Annotated in this window: 15 protein-coding genes and 1 pseudogene; 4 read left to right on the top strand and 12 right to left on the bottom strand. The window is 70.9% G+C overall.

Annotated features, from left to right (window positions below; genetic code table 11):
- Positions 1–57 precede the first annotated feature (57 nt).
- From ABZ848_RS30460 to ABZ848_RS30470, 3 genes are all read right to left on the bottom strand, one after another.
- On the bottom strand, positions 58–816 hold the full coding sequence (locus ABZ848_RS30460; RefSeq protein WP_030939512.1) for an NUDIX hydrolase: 759 nt from the start codon (positions 814–816) through the stop codon (positions 58–60).
- Positions 817–947: 131 nt separating this feature from the next.
- Complete coding sequence (locus ABZ848_RS30465) at positions 948–2,867, bottom strand: glycogen debranching N-terminal domain-containing protein (protein WP_360837061.1); 1,920 nt, start codon at positions 2,865–2,867, stop codon at positions 948–950.
- Between the two features lie 746 nt (positions 2,868–3,613).
- Positions 3,614–5,350 carry a DUF4192 domain-containing protein gene (locus ABZ848_RS30470; protein WP_360837063.1) on the bottom strand — a complete coding sequence of 579 codons (1,737 nt, stop codon included), beginning with the start codon at positions 5,348–5,350 and terminating at the stop codon, positions 3,614–3,616.
- Between the two features lie 339 nt (positions 5,351–5,689).
- Here ABZ848_RS30470 and ABZ848_RS30475 point away from each other — a divergent pair, with 339 nt between their 5' ends.
- The gene (locus ABZ848_RS30475) at positions 5,690–7,855 is read left to right on the top strand and encodes a RecQ family ATP-dependent DNA helicase (RefSeq protein ID WP_360837065.1); all 2,166 of its coding nucleotides are present in this window, start codon (positions 5,690–5,692) and stop codon (positions 7,853–7,855) included.
- A 330-nt stretch (positions 7,856–8,185) separates the two neighbouring features.
- Entirely contained in the window at positions 8,186–8,821 is a 636-nt protein-coding gene (locus tag ABZ848_RS30480; protein WP_360837067.1) for a hypothetical protein, read from the top strand.
- Between the two features lie 256 nt (positions 8,822–9,077).
- On the opposite strand, the gene ABZ848_RS30485 is transcribed toward ABZ848_RS30480, so the two are convergent.
- The 3 genes from ABZ848_RS30485 to ABZ848_RS30495 all read right to left on the bottom strand — a co-directional run bounded on the left by ABZ848_RS30485 (position 9,078) and on the right by ABZ848_RS30495 (position 11,192).
- The gene (locus ABZ848_RS30485; protein WP_360837069.1) at positions 9,078–9,716 is read right to left on the bottom strand and encodes a hypothetical protein; all 639 of its coding nucleotides are present in this window, start codon (positions 9,714–9,716) and stop codon (positions 9,078–9,080) included.
- 68 nt (positions 9,717–9,784) lie between these two features.
- The gene (locus ABZ848_RS30490; protein ID WP_360837071.1) at positions 9,785–10,486 is read right to left on the bottom strand and encodes a ribonuclease HII; all 702 of its coding nucleotides are present in this window, start codon (positions 10,484–10,486) and stop codon (positions 9,785–9,787) included.
- Between the two features lie 82 nt (positions 10,487–10,568).
- On the bottom strand, positions 10,569–11,192 hold the full coding sequence (locus ABZ848_RS30495) for a TetR/AcrR family transcriptional regulator (protein ID WP_360837073.1): 624 nt from the start codon (positions 11,190–11,192) through the stop codon (positions 10,569–10,571).
- A 186-nt stretch (positions 11,193–11,378) separates the two neighbouring features.
- Between ABZ848_RS30495 and ABZ848_RS30500 the strand changes: the two genes are divergently transcribed.
- A complete protein-coding gene (locus tag ABZ848_RS30500; RefSeq protein ID WP_360837075.1) occupies positions 11,379–12,926 on the top strand; it encodes an MFS transporter in 1,548 nt (515 codons plus the stop codon).
- Positions 12,927–13,259: 333 nt separating this feature from the next.
- Here ABZ848_RS30500 and ABZ848_RS30505 read toward each other — a convergent pair.
- The 3 genes and pseudogenes from ABZ848_RS30505 to ABZ848_RS30515 all read right to left on the bottom strand — a co-directional run bounded on the left by ABZ848_RS30505 (position 13,260) and on the right by ABZ848_RS30515 (position 15,605).
- Positions 13,260–14,176, bottom strand: a pseudogene (locus ABZ848_RS30505) (ADP-ribosylglycohydrolase family protein).
- A 12-nt stretch (positions 14,177–14,188) separates the two neighbouring features.
- Positions 14,189–14,848, bottom strand: a complete 660-nt coding sequence (locus tag ABZ848_RS30510; RefSeq protein ID WP_360837077.1) for a histidine phosphatase family protein — start codon at positions 14,846–14,848, stop codon at positions 14,189–14,191.
- A 151-nt stretch (positions 14,849–14,999) separates the two neighbouring features.
- A complete protein-coding gene (locus ABZ848_RS30515) occupies positions 15,000–15,605 on the bottom strand; it encodes a YdbC family protein (RefSeq protein WP_360837079.1) in 606 nt (201 codons plus the stop codon).
- Between the two features lie 159 nt (positions 15,606–15,764).
- On the opposite strand from ABZ848_RS30515, the gene ABZ848_RS30520 reads away from it, so the two are divergent.
- Positions 15,765–16,298: a TerD family protein gene (locus tag ABZ848_RS30520; RefSeq protein ID WP_360837081.1), complete on the top strand. Its 534-nt coding sequence runs from the start codon at positions 15,765–15,767 to the stop codon at positions 16,296–16,298.
- A 7-nt stretch (positions 16,299–16,305) separates the two neighbouring features.
- On the opposite strand, the gene ABZ848_RS30525 is transcribed toward ABZ848_RS30520, so the two are convergent.
- The 3 genes from ABZ848_RS30525 to ABZ848_RS30535 all read right to left on the bottom strand — a co-directional run bounded on the left by ABZ848_RS30525 (position 16,306) and on the right by ABZ848_RS30535 (position 18,342).
- Positions 16,306–16,995, bottom strand: coding sequence for a DUF6215 domain-containing protein (locus ABZ848_RS30525; protein WP_360837083.1), 690 nt, complete (start codon positions 16,993–16,995; stop codon positions 16,306–16,308).
- 228 nt (positions 16,996–17,223) lie between these two features.
- Positions 17,224–17,514 carry a hypothetical protein gene (locus tag ABZ848_RS30530; RefSeq protein ID WP_360837084.1) on the bottom strand — a complete coding sequence of 97 codons (291 nt, stop codon included), beginning with the start codon at positions 17,512–17,514 and terminating at the stop codon, positions 17,224–17,226.
- A gap of 66 nt (positions 17,515–17,580) precedes the next feature.
- Complete coding sequence (locus tag ABZ848_RS30535; RefSeq protein ID WP_360837085.1) at positions 17,581–18,342, bottom strand: hypothetical protein; 762 nt, start codon at positions 18,340–18,342, stop codon at positions 17,581–17,583.
- Positions 18,343–18,390: the final 48 nt, after the last annotated feature.

The following is an 18,390-nucleotide window of genomic DNA, read 5'->3' on the forward strand; positions in this document are numbered from 1 at the left end:
ATAGCGCGCTATGTCCGCTTTTTGGGCATAGTGGCGCTCGCTCCACGCGGGCGGCCGTCATACCTCGGGGCGCAGCATCGGCGGGTTGAGCAGCGTGGCGCCGCCCGCGCGGAACAACTGGGCGGGGCGACCGCCTTGGCGAGTCGTCGTACCACCGGTGGGCACCAGGAAGCCGGGCGTGCCCGTCACCTTGCGGTGGAAGTTGCGCGGGTCGAGCGCCACGCCCCAGACCGCCTCGTAGACCCGGCGCAACTCGCCGACGGTGAACTCGGTGGGGCAGAACGCCGTGGCCAGCGACGAGTACTCGATCTTCGAGCGGGCGCGCTCCACGCCGTCGGAGAGGATCTGGGCATGGTCGAAGGCGAGCGGCGCCACCGGTTCGCCGTCACGGCCGTAACCACCCTGCTGCAGCAGTTCCTCGACCGGCGCCCATCGCGCGTTGCTGGCGTCGCCGCCGGCCCGGGGCGCGGGCAGGTCGGGGGCGAGCGCCAGGTGGGCGACGCTCACGACGCGCATCCGCGGGTCCCGCTTGGGGTCGCCGTAGGTGGCTAGCTGCTCCAGATGGGCACCGTTGTCCTGAGCCGGTACGGCGGGGTCGTGCGCGCGCAGCCCTGTCTCCTCGGCCAGCTCGCGCGCCGCCGCCTGTGCCAGATCCTCGTCGGCCCGTACGAATCCGCCGGGAAGCGCCCAGCGCCCCTGGAACGGTGGTTCGCCCCTGCGCACCGCGAGCGCGCACAGCGCATGGCGGCGCACGGTCAGCACGACCAGGTCCACGGTGACGGCAAAGGGCGGAAAGGCTGACGGGTCGTAGGGCATGCGGCGATCATAGTCGTCTGCCTGACGATAAACACTCCCTTCGTCGGCCGCTTCGGTGGCTGATCCAATTCGGTCTGGTATGCGCCTCGCCATCCGCTCCCGGCCGCCCTCCGGTGGTACGTCATCCGAGGTCACCCGCCCAGTTGGAGCCCGTCGCCCGCCTCCTCGACCATGGCGAGGCCGAGTCTGCTGACCCGTACGGAGAAGGGGGCGCCCGCGACGCGCAGTCCCGTCAGGACGATCTCGCCCAGGGGTGCGCTGTGCACGGGGCGCAGGGTGACGGTCCCGCCGGGAGCGTCGGGGCGGATGCCCGCGAGGGTGATCGGCAGCAGCACTCCGGCGGCCGCCGCGGTGGCGGCGGGGCGGCAGGACGCCGGGTGCGGGAGGGGAACGCTTCCGTCGGTGCGCTGCTCCCCCGCGTACATCTCGGGCAGCCGGTGGTCGAAGGCCTCCGCCGCCGCGAGCACGCCGCGCAGCAGCGAGTTGGCCTCCTTCTCGTATCCGGCGGCTGCCAGCCCCGCGACGGCCACAGCCGTCTCGTGTACCCGTACGGCACCGCTACGGTGGCCGAACGGGTTGTATCCGGCTTCCTTCACGCCCAGTCCGCGCAGCCCCCAGCCCGAGTCCATGGCCGGACCGCCGAGCAATCGTGCGAGCTGCTCGGTCTGCACCTTGTCGAGCAGCCCGACGGCCAGTGCGCCCCCGCCCAGCAGGCCGGTGTCGAGGAGGTGGGCGGCTGCCGCGCCGAGGTGCGGCACGGGGCCTCCGTCCGGGGCGAGGGCGGCCGCGGGTCTGCCGCCGCCGAGGTCGTCGATCCAGAAGTCCTCGCGGAACGCCGTCCGCAGCGCCTGCGCCCACTGCCGCAGCTCGGCGCCGCCGGGTCTGCCGCAGGCGTCGAGCAGGTCGGCGCCGAGGAGCGCGGCGCGGTGTGCGTGGGCCTGTGTCTCGCAGCGGACGGGGCCGCCGGGGTGGGGGTCGGACAGGTAGGTACCGTCGCCAACAGTCGTCCGCAGCCAGGTCAGGCAGCGCTCCGCCGCCGGCAGGAGTTCCTCGGTCTCCTGCTCGGGAAGCCCCCAGCGGCGGGCTTCCGCCAGGAGCACGGGGAAGAGCAGAGTGGCCTCCGTGCCGGTGCAGCCCGGCGGCAGGTGGGTGCCCGCGTCGCGCCGCGGGCCGGGGATCATGCCGGACTGCGGCCCGGATCCCGGGAGTTGGGTGCGGGCGAGAGTGCGCAGCGTGCCCGCGGCGAGCCGGGTGCCGAGGGCCAGCGTCATCCGGGCCGCGGCGAGGGCGTCGGCCGGGGCCAGGCCGCAGCGCCAAGGTGCCCCGGCTGCGAGGTACAGGTCGGAGGGGTGCACAGGGTCACGCATCAGGAGGGCCTGGAGGTCCTCGACGCTCGTGCGCAGGAGCGATCCGATCCGGGGATCGTCGCCCGACGCGCGTGCTGCGGCGAGCGGGCTCGTCGCAGCGCGGCCCGCAGCCCGGACGGGTCCGGCGCCGTCCGGCCGCACCCGTAACTCCACGGTCGTGCTGCCGCCTGGTGCTAGCTCCAACTCCCAGCGCAGCAGCCCCGCGGAGGCCAGCGCGTCGGCGGGTGGCGGATCCGCCGTGACCCAGGAGTTCCCGGTGGCGCAGGACCAGCGCAGGCCCGAGTCGTGGACGCTGGCGGGCAGTTCGGGGCCGGCGGTTCCCGAGGCGATGGCGCCCAGATCGGCCAGGTCCGTGCCGAGGGCGACCTCGACCGGGATCCGCAGGGGGCGCAGTGCCGCGCTGTGCAGGGTGATGCGTTCGGTACCGTCCGCGTGCCGGATGCGCTTGACCACGACGTCCGGGTCCGGGCCGGAGTGCGGGGAGACACGCAGGGTGCCCACGAAACGGGCGCGGTCGGCCGCGGTCATCCGGGCTTGCACGGCGACCGGTTCACGCCCGGCCACCCGGACCTGGCAACGGGACAGGACGCGCCGACCCGCGCGGTAGAACCCCTCCAGCCCCTGACCGGTCATCTGCCCCTGCTCCGTGGAGATGGCGAGGCCGGGAAGGGCGACGCAGATCATGGCGGTGTGGGTTGACGGCAGCTCTACTGGCCGGCGGGACGGCGTGGGAACTCCTCGGGTTTGAGGGGCAGTTCCTGAAGGTGGGAAGGCGAGTGGGCGACGCGTCGGGCCGGTGGGCGGAGGGGCGGGCCGGTCCACGCCGGGCGAACGAGGCATCGGCGGTCCTGGATCCGTCGGTCGAGCGGGGGTGACGGGGTGGTCCGCGGGCCGGCCGGCGGGCGGATTCCAGCTGTTGGACGGAGCCCGGCCGACCGCGCCGCCGACCGGTCGCCGATCCACCGGTGCGGCCGGTCGCCGGTCAGTGCCAGCGGACGCAGAGGTACGCAGATCGTCTTCGGCGAACAGTGGCTCAGGCCCACCCCTGGGGCTCACGAGCGTCGGCAGGTCCGCGCCCGCCCGGGGGAACGGCTCGAACCGGGCGTCGCGTGGGCGGTCGTCGGCGGCGTAGGACGGGGTCGGCTGATGCATGCGGTGGCTTCTTCTGCGCTCAGTGCACCTCGGGCGTGTGTGGCACCGGGTGAAGGATCCGGACGGACGTGGGCTGCACGGCGGCACAGCCCATCCAGGCGCTCCGCCACTCAGGTGAACGCGGCGGGGCTCTGCCGGGTCACGCTCACGAACGGCCGACCCGTCCGAATGGCGGTGGCGGAACGGGCCACTCTCGGCGGCCTGTCGCCGCCGTTCACTCGTCGCTCCACACTCAACGTCGATTCGCCGACGAATTCCAGGGCGCTCCCGGCCATTGCTCACGTGTCCCCCTCGCCACCGTCGCCTCCGGGGTGCGTGCCCGCGGAATCGCTGCCCTGGCGGTGTGCCGGTCCGTTCACGCCTGCGCGCGAGTGCGTGCCTGCCGTGCGGGCGGGGCGAGGGCGGGTGCCGTCGGCCGTCGACTTCCGCGAACGGGCAACGCCTGCGGTGCTGCCCCGACCGTCTGCCCTCGCTGGGCGAGTTCGGCTCCCGGTCGCGCCACCCTCCGCCTTCGCTGGGCGAGTCCGACTCCCGGCCGCACCACCGGAACGAGTACGGCGCCGTCGCCGGGAAACCTCTTCCTCCGACGCAGGAATGGCTTCGCAAGCCTCAGCCGCCTCTGAGGCCATTCGCGCCCCCGAAGGCACCCCGGTCACGTCACCCATTTCCGGTGCCGAAGCTGCCCCGATGGCCTCGACTCCCTCCGAGCTCTCCCCTTGTGCCGGCCCCACATCAACGCCCGTCTCCCGACTCCTGGACCCCCGATCCACCCCCCTTTCGCGATCCCGCCGTTCCGCCCGCAAGCAGCGCCGGATCGACTCCGGATCCAGATTCTCGTTGCAGGCCTGATGCAACAGTCGGGCGAACAGATAGCCAGGGTCGGCGCCCAGTGCCATCGCCAGCGCCTCCCGCGCCTCCAGTTCGTCGCCGCCGGACCAGGCGACCCAGCCGGCGAGGGTCAGCGGCGCCGCGGCATGCTCGCCGTACGGCCCGACGCAGCGGCGGGCGAGGGCGCGCCAGAGGCGCAGTGCCGGGGCGGCCTCCTCGCCCTCCATCCACTCAGCCGCGCGGTCGCGCGTGGACCGGTCCTGCAGACCGAGAATCAGCGATGCCGCTTCGTCGTGCCCGAGCAGTTCGTCGTCGCGGAGGTCCGCCATGAGCGTGCCGGACACCGGAGGGGCCTCCGCCAGGCGGTGCCTGATCCGCTCGGCCAGCTCCAGCGTCTCCTCGGCCACGCCCGCGCGGCTGGCGCCGTCGAGAATCCTGGGCACCAGTGCCATGCTCGCGGTGTCCAGGGCGACTTCCTGTTCCAGGACCGCCGCGGTTTCCAAGGGCTGCAGCCTGGCTCGCAGCTCACGCAGGGTTCCCCGTACCTGCAGGCCGGCGTAGGTGGCCGCGGCGGCCAGCACGGAGGTGCCGGGCAGGCCCATGGGCACGCCTTCGGACGGGCAGCAGGTCTCGTTCACGCAGCAGTACGACCAGAAGCGGCCGTCCGAGATGCACAGCGCCTCGATCACCGGGACGTCCAGCTGACCGCACTCGATGCGGAGTTTCTGGGCCAGCGGGCGCAGCCGTTCCATCACCTGCCGACCCGACTCCCCCTTCGCCGGCTCCTGGCAGAGGTAGGCGACGATCTGTTCGGGCCGCGCTCCTCTGCGCTCGCTGCCCGTCACCAGCCCGTGCGCCAACTGCCGTGCCGCGGACGGCCAGTCGTCCGCGCTGGTCGGAATACCGAGGCGGGCACGGCCGCCGAACCGCCCACGGCCGTCCCTGTCGTGCAGGGCGACCAGGACGATGCTGTCCTCGGGGCGGTATCCGAGCAGATACGGCAGCGCGTCGGCCAGTTCGGCCGGGGTGCGCAGCGTGACCTGGTGCTCGGGGCCGTGGCTGTCGTACGCGGTGCAGTCGACCGGGGCAGGGCGGGCCGCGTGACGGTCCTCGCGGGGCTCGTGGCCATCGCGTCCGGCAGACTTGCCGTTTTCGGGGGATCCAGTGGTTTCGCCATGATTCGTCATGCGCCGACGATCTCGCGGATCATGAAGTTCCGCTTTGCCCTGTGGATAAGTCCGACCAGGGACACGTCAACACCAAAGCCGACCGAGCGGAATCGCCAAGCCGAGCCGGGTCACTCGCCCGACGAGTTGGACGATTGGGAGGATCTCCTCGTCGGTCGCACGGGACCCGAACCCGGCTACTCGGAAACAGGCCCGCTACCCCAGGCTCCTCCTGAACCCCGGCCAGCTCCTTCGGGCACAACGACACCCCCGCTCCCTTCTTCGGAAACACCGACACCCCGGCCCCCTCCCAAGCCGCCCCGGTCCGGATTGTCAGTGCCGTCCTGTTGGATGGGACGCATGGAGCACACGAGCAACGCGGAACTCCGGGCGGCCGCCGACGCGGTCCTCGCCCGCCTCGTCGGGGACGCCACCGGCGCGGCCCGGCTGCGCGAGGACCAGTGGCGGGCGATCGAGGCACTGGTCGCCGACAGACGCCGCGCGCTCGTCGTGCAGCGCACGGGGTGGGGCAAGTCCGCGGTGTACTTCGTGGCGACGTCGCTGCTACGGGCCCGCGGCAGCGGTCCGACGGTGATCGTCTCCCCGCTGCTCGCCCTCATGCGCAACCAGGTCGAGGCGGCGGCCCGCGCCGGGATCCACGCTCGGACGATCAACTCGGCCAACACCGAGGAGTGGGAGACCGTCCAGGCCGAGATCGCTGCGGGCGAGGTCGACGTCCTGCTGGTCAGCCCGGAGCGGCTCAACAACCCGGACTTCCGCGACCAGGTACTGCCCAAGCTGGCCTCCGCCACCGGGCTTCTCGTGGTGGACGAGGCGCACTGCATCTCCGACTGGGGGCACGACTTCCGCCCGGACTACCGACGGCTGCGCACCATGCTCGCCGATCTCCCACCGGGCGTACCGGTGCTCGCGACCACCGCGACCGCCAACGCGCGCGTTACCGCCGACGTCGCGGAGCAGCTCGGCACCGGGGGCACGTCGGACGCCCTGGTGCTGCGCGGCCCGCTGGACCGGGAGAGTCTGAGTCTGGGCGTGCTGCGGCTGCCGGACGCCGCGCACCGGATGGCCTGGCTCGCCGACCATCTGGACGAGTTGCCGGGCTCCGGGATCATCTACACGCTCACGGTGGCCGCCGCCGAGGAAGTCACCGCCTTCCTACGCCAACGCGGCCACACGGTCACCTCGTACACCGGAAGGACGGAGAACGCGGATCGGCAGCAGGCCGAGGACGATCTCCTCGCGAACAGGGTGAAGGCCCTGGTCGCCACCTCCGCGCTGGGCATGGGCTTCGACAAGCCGGACCTCGGCTTCGTGGTGCACCTCGGCTCGCCGTCCTCGCCGATCGCCTACTACCAGCAGGTGGGCCGCGCCGGACGCGGTGTCGAGCACGCCGAAGTGCTGCTGCTGCCCGGCCGGGAGGACGAGGCGATCTGGGAGTACTTCGCGTCTCTCGCCTTCCCGCCGGAGGAACTGGTGCGCCGCACACTCGACGTCCTCGCGCGTGCGGACCGGCCCGTGTCGCTGCCCGCCCTGGAACCCCTGGTCGAGCTGCGCCGCTCCCGCCTGGAGACCATGCTCAAGGTGCTCGACGTGGACGGGGCGGTCCAGCGGGTCAAGGGCGGCTGGATCGCGACCGGCCGGCCATGGACGTACGAAGCGGAGCGGTACGAGTGGGTCGCGCGGCAGCGCAAGGCCGAACAGCAGGCGATGCGCGAGTACGCCTCGACGACGGACTGCCGCATGGAGTTCCTGCAACGCCAGCTGGACGACGAGGGTGCCAAGCCGTGCGGGCGCTGCGACAACTGCGCGGGGACCCGCTTCACCGCGGACACGTCCACGGCCGCGCTGGACGCGGCACGCGTCGATCTCGGCCGCGCGGGTGTCGAGGTGGAGCCGCGCCGGATGTGGCCGACCGGGCTGCCGTCGATCGGCGTCGACCTCAAGGGCCGTATCCCGGCCGGTGAACAGGCGGCTGCCGGGCGGGCGTTGGGCCGGCTGTCGGACATCGGCTGGGGTAACCGGCTGCGGCCCATGCTCACGCCCCAGGCCCCGGACGCGCCCGTGCCGGACGACGTGGCGAAGGCCGTGGTCGGTGTGCTCGCCGACTGGGCCAAGGGGCCCGGTGGCTGGGCCTCGGGGGAGGCAGGCGCGCAGGCGCGCCCCGTGGGCGTCGTCACCGTCGCCTCGCGCACCCGGCCCCGGCTGATCGATTCCCTGGGCGCGCGGATCGCGGAGATCGGCAGGCTGCCGCTGTTGGGCGCCGTCGAGTACGCGGCCGACGCGCCCCACGTCTCCCGCAGCAACAGTGCCCAGCGCCTCAAGGCACTGGACGGCACGCTAACCGTGCCACCGGCGCTCGCCTCCGCCCTCGCCAACGCCTCGGGCCCCGTCCTGCTCGTCGACGACTACACCGAGACGGGCTGGACGCTCGCGGTCGCGGCCCGCGCGCTGCGACGGGCCGGCGCGAAGGAGGTGCTGCCTCTCGTCCTGGCCGTCCAGGGCTGATCGCCGGCCCTCGGGCAGGCGCTTCGGTCACACCCTCAGCCGAGTCGACCGACGCCCCCTGGACCAGCTGTGCCCCAACGGTGTACGAACACGAGGTGAATGGTCGTCTCACGCGTCGCGGCAGTAAGCCCGGGGTAGGGATATAAACCGCGTACCGTCAGAATCCGGTCAGTGGCCCCAATTGCTCGTTGCCGCATCCAAGTTCGACAGCAAGAATTGAACTCCGCTCCCCGCACGGCTCGTCCGTGGTCCGGTAGGGCTCTGCTGCGGTGTGCGCTCCCCCGAATCCGACCTCGCCCGCAGTGTGGGCGCGTAGCCGAAGGGAGGACCGTGACCTTCGCATTCGCTCCGTCCTCCGCGGCATCCACGTCGACGTCTGCCGACCTGTCCGCCGCTTCCGCCAACCCGCTCGCCCGCATGCTCGAACCGGCGGAGTGGGCCGCCGCCGGCATCCCGCTGCTGCGCAATCCACGGGAGGTCGTCAGCGGACTGCACTCCCGGCACCGCCCCAGGCCGGCGACCGCGATCGTGGCGGTCCTGGACCCGGACGAACGGCTGCGCGCCAGCGCCTCGTTCACCCGCCGCCCGGCTCCGGCGGACGGCTGGATGTTCCGCAACACGCTGCTCGCCCAGCTGCGCCGGGTCATCCCGCACGACCTGCGCCTACGAACGCCGGTCCGCACGGCCGTGCTGCTGTACTGCCGCGAGGGGGACGCGCGTTGGACGGAGGAGGACGGCGCGTGGATGTGGGGCCTGCGTGACGCCTGCACACTGCACGGACTGCGCTGCGGGGCCTACATAACGCTGACCCGGGACGGCTGGCAGGTCCTCGGCGAGGGCCGTGGCGGTCGCCGCCCGAGCGCCGACTCGTCGCCGGAACCGTTCGGCATGGCCGAGGCGCCGCCCCCGCTGCCGCGTACCGGCGGTGCCGCCTCGGAGGTCCTGCGCCGCGTAGCAGCCCGCTGAGCCCACCGGGCCGTACGGCACGTTCCCGCCGTATTCACGTAGAGCACCTGGGACCGAGACCCGCGCGTAGGCCGTAACACCGAGCCGCGCGGGCACTCCCCGCGACCTGCGGATCACGGCGAACGGGCCCGTACTGTGGGCACCCTCGGTGGGCACCTCGGCCGTCATTCGAGCATGCCGAAGCGTCCGCCGTACCGATGCCGCAACCGTGGCGTCGTCCTCGCTCCGGGGTCCCCGTGGACAGCCCGGAGCGGGCTCAGACGCCTGCGCCCAGAACCGAGTTGATCTGCTGCGGGTCGCCGCAGACGATCAGCAGGGCGCCGGCCCGGGCATGGGCCAGCGGCAGGGCGGTGGCGGCGGCAGTGTCGGGACCGCCGTTGACGGCGACCACGACCACCGGGCGCGAGCCGGCACGAGAGGCGACGGCGGCGTCCGTGTAGAAGACGTCGTCGCCCGCGTCGTGCTGAGCCCAGTAGGAGGCTTCACCGAAGGACAGTTCGTGGGCGGCCCACGGGTGCTGTTCGCCGGTGGTGATGACCAGCACGTCGCCGGGGGCGCGGCCCGAGTCCAGGAGCAGGTCCACGGCTTCCTCGGCGGCGTCGAGCGCGCCTTCGAGCGAGGCCGGGATCAGCTGGATCTGCGGGGTCGCCGGAGCCGCGACGGGGGCTGCGGCGGCAACCGGACCCGAAGGTCCGGGCTTGGCGGCCACGTCACGCGACGTACGTTGCACCGGCGGAGTGGGCCGGAGCGGACCGGGTCGGCCGGGTCGCGGCGGGGCCGCGGGGCGGGGGCCGGGTACGGGGCGAGGGGTCGGCGCGGTTCGGCCACTGGCCGGAGTGGCGCGGGGACCCTGGGCACTCTCGTGAATCTGAGGCTCCTCGGGAATGAGAGGCATGAGCTGATATTTATCAAACGTTGGTACGGCTCGCGTCGGGGGGTGGCACATGAGTGCGAGCGGAGTCGTCAGAAGTCGAAGCCGAGCTGTCCCTCGATCTCCGGAACGCTTCCGTCCGCCCAACTGCGGGCCTTCTTGAGGTGCCGCCACTGGGGCAGCGCATCAAGATACGCCCACGACAACCGGTGGTACGGGGTGGGGCCCCGCTCCTCCAGCGCGGCCTTGTGCACGGGAGACGGATACCCGGCATTGTCCGCAAAACCGAAGTCTGCATGGTCGATACCCAGTTCGGCCATCATTTTGTCGCGCTGAACCTTGGCGATCACCGAAGCCGCCGCGACCGCCACGCAGGACCGGTCACCCTTGATCACCGTGCGGACCTTCCAGGGCGTCCCGAGATAGTCGTGCTTCCCGTCGAGGATCACCGCGTCGGGCCGGACGGGCAGCGCCTCCAGGGCCCGCACCGCGGCGAGCCGCAGGGCGGCCGTCATGCCCTGTTCGTCGATCTCCTCGTGCGAAGCGTGACCCAGAGCGTACGAGGTGACCCACTTCTGCAACTCCGCGGCGAGCACGGTGCGCCGCTTGACGGTGAGCAACTTGGAGTCGGTGAGGCCTTCGGGGGGCCGGCGCAGTCCGGTGACCGCCGCGCAGACGGTGACAGGTCCGGCCCAGGCACCCCGCCCCACCTCGTCGACACCGGCAATGATCTTCGCTCCGGTCGTTGCGCGAAGGGAGCGCTCGACGGTGTGAGTAGGTGGTTCGTACGGCATGGCGCCCTTAGCGTACGCCTCGGGGATCACCCGGCGACACCCCGGTTTCCGCGCGCCGCGCCAAGACCGTCCCGAACCCCGGTCATTCGCCGTCGGGCCGCAGCAGCGGAACCATCAACTGGTCGATCATCTCCTCGATGTCGCCATCCCCCCATTCGCTTCCGCGCATCTTCGAGCGGTACATCATCATGGCCGGAATGGCATCGATGACATAGCTGTTCGCCGCGTCGGGCCGCACCTCGTTCCGCTCTATTCCACGGGCGATGACCTCACGGAGCAGCTCGATCGTCGGCTCCACGATCCCGTCGAAGATGACACTGTGGAAGCGCTCGGCCTGGATCGGATCGCACTCGTGAATCACAGCGCGGACCGCGAACCCGGGGCGCGAGAACATCGCGTCGCGCGCCTGCCGGCACAGCGCGAGCAGATCCTCGCGCACACTGCCGAGGTCGGGCGCCTCCGCGAAGCTCGGCAGTCCGGCCTGCAGGGCGTCCGCGACGAGATCCTCCTTGGACGGCCAGCGGCGGTAGACCGCGGCCTTGCCGGTCTGGGCGCCGGCGGCGACGCCCTCCATGGTGAGGCCGTTCCAGCCGACCGTACTGAGTTGCTCCAGGGCGGCATCGAGGATCGCGCGTTCGAGCACGGCGCCGCGCCGACGGAGAGAGGCCGCCTGAGCGGGGGCGGCCGTCCAGCGCGAGGTAACCATCTGAGTGTCTCCAGCATGCATGGGGGAGTGGAGTTTTCGGGGATGTGGAGCGCCGCGCGACGGCAACGGGGGACCCGCCGCACGACACCAATTTAAGTGAACGCTTGCGTTCACTATTGGGGACTCACTAACGTTGACGCGACAGTGAACGGGATCGTTCACTAAAGCGTTCGTGGGGGACCCATAGTGACATCCTCTCAATTGATCAAGGACCAGAAGCCAGGTGCGGCTCGCCGGCAAGGGCATCCCGGCATCGCGCTCGCGGTCATCGCGGCCTGCCAACTCATGGTGGTACTCGATGCGACGATTGTGAACATCGCGCTCCCGCACATTCAAGACGCTCTCAAGTTCAGCACGACCGACCTCACCTGGGTCGTCAGCGCCTACACGCTCACCTTCGGCGGCCTGCTGCTTCTGGGCGGCCGGGCCGGTGACATCCTCGGCCGCCGCCGGGTCTTCATGACCGGCATCCTGCTGTTCACCTTCGCCTCTCTGCTCGGCGGACTCGCACAGGAACCCTGGCAGTTGCTGGCCGCGCGCGTGCTGCAGGGCATGGGTGGCGCGATCGCGTCGCCCACGTCGCTCGCGCTGATCACCACGACCTTCCCCGAGGGCCCGGAACGCAACCGGGCCTTCGGCGTCTTCGCCGCCGTCTCCGCGGGCGGCGGCGCGATCGGCCTGCTTGCGGGCGGCATGCTCACCGAGTGGCTCGACTGGCGCTGGGTGCTCTTCGTGAACGTACCGATCGGCGTGGTGATCGCCCTGCTCGCGCCGCTCTACATCAGCGAGTCCGAGCGGCACACCGGCCGCTTCGACATCGCGGGCGCGGTGACCTCGACGGCGGGCATGGCGGCCCTCGTCTACGGCTTCATCCGCGCCGCGGACGAGGGCTGGCGGGACAGCCTGACCATCGGCTCCTTCGCAGCGGCCGTGGTCCTGCTCGCGGCCTTCGCGCTCGTCGAGTCCCGCGCCAAGGAACCGATCACGCCCCTGCGGATGTTCGCCGACCGCAACCGCTCGGGCACGTACGTGATCATGCTGAGCCTGGCCGCGGCGATGTTCGGCATGTTCTTCTACATCGTGCTCTTCGTGCAGAACGTGCTGGGGTACAGCCCGATCCAGGCAGGTCTCGCCTTCCTGCCGGTGACGGTCGTGATCGCGATCGGCGCCGGGCTCTCCCAGCGGTTCCTGCCGGTGTTCGGGCCCAAGCCCTTCATGGTGACGGGTTCGGCGCTCGCGGTGGTCGGCCTGGCCTGGCAGACCCTCATCAGCTCCGACAGCTCGTACGCGGGCGGGGTGCTCGGTCCGATGCTGGTGTTCGGCTTCGGCATGGGCCTGAACTTCGTGACCCTCACGGTGACCGCGGTCTCCGGCGTCTCCCAGCACGAGGCGGGCGCGGCCTCCGGACTGCTCAACGCCACGCAGCAGGTGGGCGGTTCGCTCGGCCTGTCCATCCTGACCACGGTGTTCGGCTCGGCCAGCAAGGACGAGGCGCAGAAGCAACTGCCGAAGTTCCTTGCCGACGGTTCGGCGGAACAGAAGGCGGAGTTCGCCAAGACGCACCAGCTGCCCGGTACTTGGGGGCACGAGGTGCTGGCCCAGGGCATCTCGATGGGCTTCGTCGCGGCGGCGGCCATGGCCGTACTCGCCCTCGGTACGGCCTGGTTCGTGATCCGGGTCCGCAAGAGCGACCTGGAGGCACTCGCCGGCACGGCGGGCCCGGCGGTGGGCTGATCCGCCCGGGTCCGCGAGGGACCGCGGGTGGCCGGACCGAGTCCAGGGGACCGACGGCGAGGACGTCGGCCCGGCCATCCGCACACACAGGGCTCGCCAAGGCGACATGAACCGCATGACCACCCCCTAGGACCTCTCGCGTGTCGTCCGTAGCCGTCGGCGCGTACGGAACACGGGCCGACACGATGACAACGGGCGTCCGGTCACGCAGAGTTCCCGCCGGACACGGAGAGTTTTGAACGGCTGCGCCTTCACCGCCCCGCCCGGGCGGCAGCGCTTCATCGCCGCTCCGGGACGGCAAGGCTTCACCACCGCTCCCCGGCGACCGCGCACTCAGGACGGCGTCGCCCGGACGTCCGGCACCCACTTAGGCAGCGCCTCCGTCCGACCCACCCACTCCGCCGGCGGCGCCCCCGCCTTCCCTGCCGCGATCACCCCGCCCACGATGGCGCAGGTGGTGTCCACGTCGCCGCCGACCTGGGCGGTCGTCCAGAACGCCCGCTCGTAGTCGCGAGGGCCCGCGCCGCCGACCAGAGCGCGAAGGGCACCGTGTCGTGTGCCGACGTACGCCGTCCGCAGCCCAGCACGGCCGCCACCGTGCCCGCGTCGCCGTAGTCGAGCATGTCCCGGGCTCGGCGCAGTCCCGCGCCGACGGCACTCTTCGGCACCAGCGCGACGACCCCGTCGAGCAACGCCCCGGGGCTCGGCGGCCCGTCGGGCGAGGCGACCAGGGCAGCGGCGGCCGCGACGGCCATGGCGCCGACGACGGCCTCGCGGTGCTGGTGGGTGGGGTAGGCGGAGATCTCCGCCTGGTGGGTCGCCTGTTCCGGATCATCCGCATACCAGGCGCCCAGGGGGGCGATGCGCATGGCCGCGCCATTGCCCCAGGATCCCTGCCCGTTGAAAAGCGCGGCGGCCAGCTCGCGCCAGTCGCCGCCCTCCCGGACCAGTCGCAGCAGACGGTTGACAGCGGGACCGTACCCGCGGTCGAAGTCGTGGTGCTCGGCGAAGGACTGCGCCAGCGCGTCCTGGTCGATGCGGTGGTGGGCGGCGAGGACGGCGACCACGGAACAGGCCATCTCCGTGTCGTCGGTCCACTGCCAGGGGCCCTGCGGCAGCTCGCGACGCTTCAGCAGCGGGTGGTTCGCCGGCACGAAGAACTGCGAGCCCAGCGCGTCCCCCACCGCCAGTCCACGCAGGCTCGCCAGGGCGCGGTCCAGGCGCCCGCCGGGGGACAAGTCAAAGGTCATCGCGCTGCCACTCTATCCGGTGATCCCGTACGGCTCCGGGTCCCGCCAGCGTTCGAACGGCCGGTCCAGCCCATACCTGCCGTCGTCCCCGAGAACGAGCATCCGCATCTCCGCGTTCCCGGGGTTGGACAGCGACTCGAATTCCGCGACCGTCCAGTGGAACCAGCGCATGCAGAACAGGCGCATGGCCAGACCATGGGTCACCAGCAGCACGTTCGGCGGGTGGTCGGGGGCCTCGAAGCTGCGGAACAGGCTCTCCAGGAAGCCGCCGACCCGGTCGTAGACGTCGGCGCCGGACTCGCCCTGGGCGAAGCGGTAGAAGAAGTGGCCGTACGCGTCCCGGTAGGCCTTCTGCAGGCGTACGTCGTCGCGGTCCTGCCAGTTGCCCCAGTCCTGCTCCCGGAGCCTGGGTTCCTCGCGCACCCGTATGAGATCGGGGTCGAGGTGGAAGGCCCGGAGCGTCTCGTGCGTACGGCGGTACGGGGACACGTACACGCTGACCCGCTCGCGGCCGAACACCTCGCGCAGCCGTTTGCCGGTCTCCTCGGCCTGCTGCCAGCCGCGGTCGGTCAGTGCGAGGGCGTGGTCGGGTTCACGCTCGTACACGGTGTCATCAACATTGCCCGTTGACTCCCCGTGCCGGACAAGGACGATGCGCCGTGGTCGTGCCATGCCAAAACCCTAGATCGAGTGACGGCCGATCGAGCACTCGTACGGGCTCCATACGGCGTAGGTCACACAGTTTTCGCACCACAGGCCACATGAGAGTGCACGATTCGCGGGTCCGGTTTTCAAACTGACCGTTGGCTTTCAAACCGACCCGTCAGACCGTCCAGGTCGGTTCCAGCTCCACGATGTCACCCGAGAGGGCCGCCACGTCGGCCTCGATCTGTGCGCGCAGGGCCAGCCGCTCCACGCGCTCGGTGCGGTACTTGCCGTGTTCGGCGGCCGATCGCCACATCGACAGCACCAGGAACTCGTGCCCGGGCGCCTCGCCGAACAGCCCGCGGATCATGCCGGGCGAGCCGGCCATCGCGGGGTTCCAGACCTTCTCCTGCATCAGGGTGAAGTGTTCCGCGCGCTCCTCGTGGACCCGGCACAGGGCGACCCGCAGCAGGTCTGCGTCGGTGAACCGGGGTTCGAAGCCGGTCTTCACGTCGAAGCGGTAGTCGAACAGCTTGACCTGGGAGTCCTTGAAGGTGCCCGCCTGGGACGCGGCGAGCCGGTCGTGGGAGCGGGCCATGAAGGAGTCGTAGAAGGCGCGGCTCTCCCAGAAGGCAAAGATGTGCGCCACTCCGGGTCGCCCCCTGCTCCAGCCACCACCTTGTCCCCGAAACCCCGGCTCCCCCAGAAGCCCCGCCCACTTTCGCTGCCCCCGCTCGAAGCCGCGGCGGTCCACCACGGTGCAGCGAATCCACTTGACCAGCACCGCGCCATGGTAAGGCCACGGAGCGTGGCGCCGGTCACGCTCCGGCGGACATCACCGGCGCATGGGCACCCGCGCGCGTGGCAGGATGGACAACGGGCCTTGTCTGTCCAGCAGTTCGGGCCACGAGGGGCACACGGGGAACGGGGAAGGGGAAGTCTGGTGAACGCCCTCAGCAAGGGGATCCGGAAAGCGGAGGTCGCACTGAAGTGGGACCCCAGTCCGACGGGACAGCCACCCACCGATCTGGACATCGTCGCCGCCACCTATGCCACGGGCGACGCGTACGGCGATCCCGCCTATGTGGTGCACTTCGACAGCCGCTCGCCTGACGGCACCATCTATCTCAACCGCGACAGCAAGGACGGCAAGGGCTTCGGCTGGGACGAGGTCATGACCCTGGAGCTGGACCGGCTCAGCGACCGGTACGCGCGCGTGGTGGTCGGAATCGTCATCCAGCAGCGCGAGGCACACCGGACCTTCGTCAACGTGATCAACCCCGGTCTGCGCATCCGTGAGGGCTACACCGTGCTCGCCGAGGACGACTTCGGGGACGTCCTGGGAGCAGCGGCGGCGACCGTCGGGGAGTTCGTCCGCGACGAGTCCGGTACGTGGACCTTCCGGGCCGGGATCCACGGCTTCGAGGACGATCCGGCGACCTTCACGCGGGTCATGGGCCGGGCGCACCAGCCCTGACGGCCGTTCAGCCGGTGGTCCAGCCCGGGACCTCCGGCAGCACCTCCTCGGCGACGCGGAGCAGTGCCGTGTCGTCGGGCGTCACGTCGTCCTGACGCCAGATGGAGACCTCGAAGAACCCGCCGCCGTCCTTGGCGTCCCGCGCGACGATCAGGCTGCGTGCGATGCCACCGGGACCGGTGTCGACCTTGCCGCCACCCAGGTTGAGGCTGAGGGCGATGGTCCGGTCCGAGTAGAGCACCGCAGGATGCCCCAGGATCGTCCGCGTCTGCGCGCCGCTGCCCAGGAAGGCCGCCATCTCGGACACCGGCACGTCGTCGTCGGACACCGAGAGCTTCAGGGAGTACGTGTCCAGGTCGACGTTGCCCTCGGGTGCCGGGGTCTTGCTGCCGTCGGCCGAGGTGATCGTGGCGTCGCTGCCGTAGGCGGTCCGCGCGAACTCGTCCGGTGTACCGAGCAGCGTGGGCAGGTCAGGACGGTTCAGCGCGGTGCACAGCTGCGCTCCCGATATGTGCTTCGCCCCCTGCTTCGTGTCCGACTTCTCGCACACGGCCGGCTTACGGTCCTCGGCCTGCTGCAGAAAGCTTCCGCCCAGCGCCCATACGAGCGCCGCGAGGCCGCCGACCACCACCACCGCGGCGACCGCCTGCGACGCCGGGCTCCAGCCCTTCTCCGCTTCCGGAACAGCCTCGGTCATGTCCCCCGCCCCCTGTTGTGCTGTGCGTCCGCTGTGCCGTGGGGAGCCTAATGGGTGATCGTTTCGCGGAGGAAATGAAATTGTCCCGTGCATGCAGAAAGCCCCGGGCGGCCGTCCACAGACGCCGAGGGCGGTGGCGCTCCCGTGGGAACTCCACCGCCCTGACCGCTGATTCACGCCCAGCGGGCGCTCCGGATACTGGCGGAGACCACTTATTCCTGGCGTGCGCTATTCCTCGGCATCTGGCTCTCGATCGGGGAACGCACGCAGCCTCAACCGGGGCGCCCGGTGGTCGGCGAGCCATCGCATCCGGTTGTCATCCGTCGCGAGCCCAGCGCGTGCGGCCCGGGTCCACTCCTCTCGGTCGAGCACCTCAAGGTAGGTCGCCCGGAGCGCTTCCTGCTGCGCCGCAGTGCATCCCGCAGCCTGGGGAGGCTCTGTAATCAGGTGCTGGGCGAGCACCGCGATCGTGAAATAGCGCTCGATCGTCGGGCCGAGCAGACCCCACATGGCGAGCATGAGCTTCCAGGACCGCTCCCGAATGGGGGTAGTGAGCAAGGGTGAGTCCCATCCCCCCACAGTCACTCATCTGATGGAGTAGGCGACCGACGTGGTCGACCATCTCGCTGTCAGTGTCGAGGTCTGCCAGTGCCTCATGGAGTTTGGCGACTGTGGCGACGTTGCCGGCAAAGTATCCATTAAGGAAATCGCCGTCACAGGCTCTGCGAAGCAGCCAAGGTCGGGCAGTCGGGTCGTCGAGCCTGCAAAGCGCTTCACGACATAGACGCGTCCCCAGCCGGTGACGCGCTCGGCCAGCCAAAGCAAGGCCTCTACTCCCCCTGCCTGCCGCTCGAATGCGTGCGCCGCGAGTGGCCCGAAGCGGTTGGAAAGCAGCCCGATCGTTTGAATCAGCGGGATGTCGTCGGCTGTGCCCATGGCAGCCAGCAGGGCAAGTCCAACGGTGACCGCGCATCGATCGGTCCCGTATCGGACCAACCAGCGGCCCGTTTGGCGAACGCGTTCTCTGCCCGCCCGCTCAGCCGCGGCAGCGATGTGCTCGTTCTGGTGAATCGGGACGTAGACGTCGTGGAAGGCATCGGCCAATTCGCTGGGCAGGACAGAAGCCCTGGCAAAATGCGTGTCCAGGACGAGGGCAACGTCCTTGCCGGCCGAATGCCGATCCTCAGGTGCCTTCGGGCCTCGCCGACGACGGTGCAACTCGTCGTCGGGATATGGTTCCCCGTCGCGCGGAAGGGGCTCCCCTGGAGCCAACTGATGTAGCAGGAGTGCGTGATCGAACAGCGATGTCGGTGACCCGGGCAGTCCTGTCCCGGTCGTCTCGCTCATCGGCGGACGGAGGACTCGATTCTCTTGATCATGGCTCGGAGCATGCCA

It is taken from the genome of Streptomyces sp. NPDC047081, from assembly GCF_040643775.1.
Classification (GTDB): Bacteria; Actinomycetota; Actinomycetes; order Streptomycetales; family Streptomycetaceae; genus Streptomyces.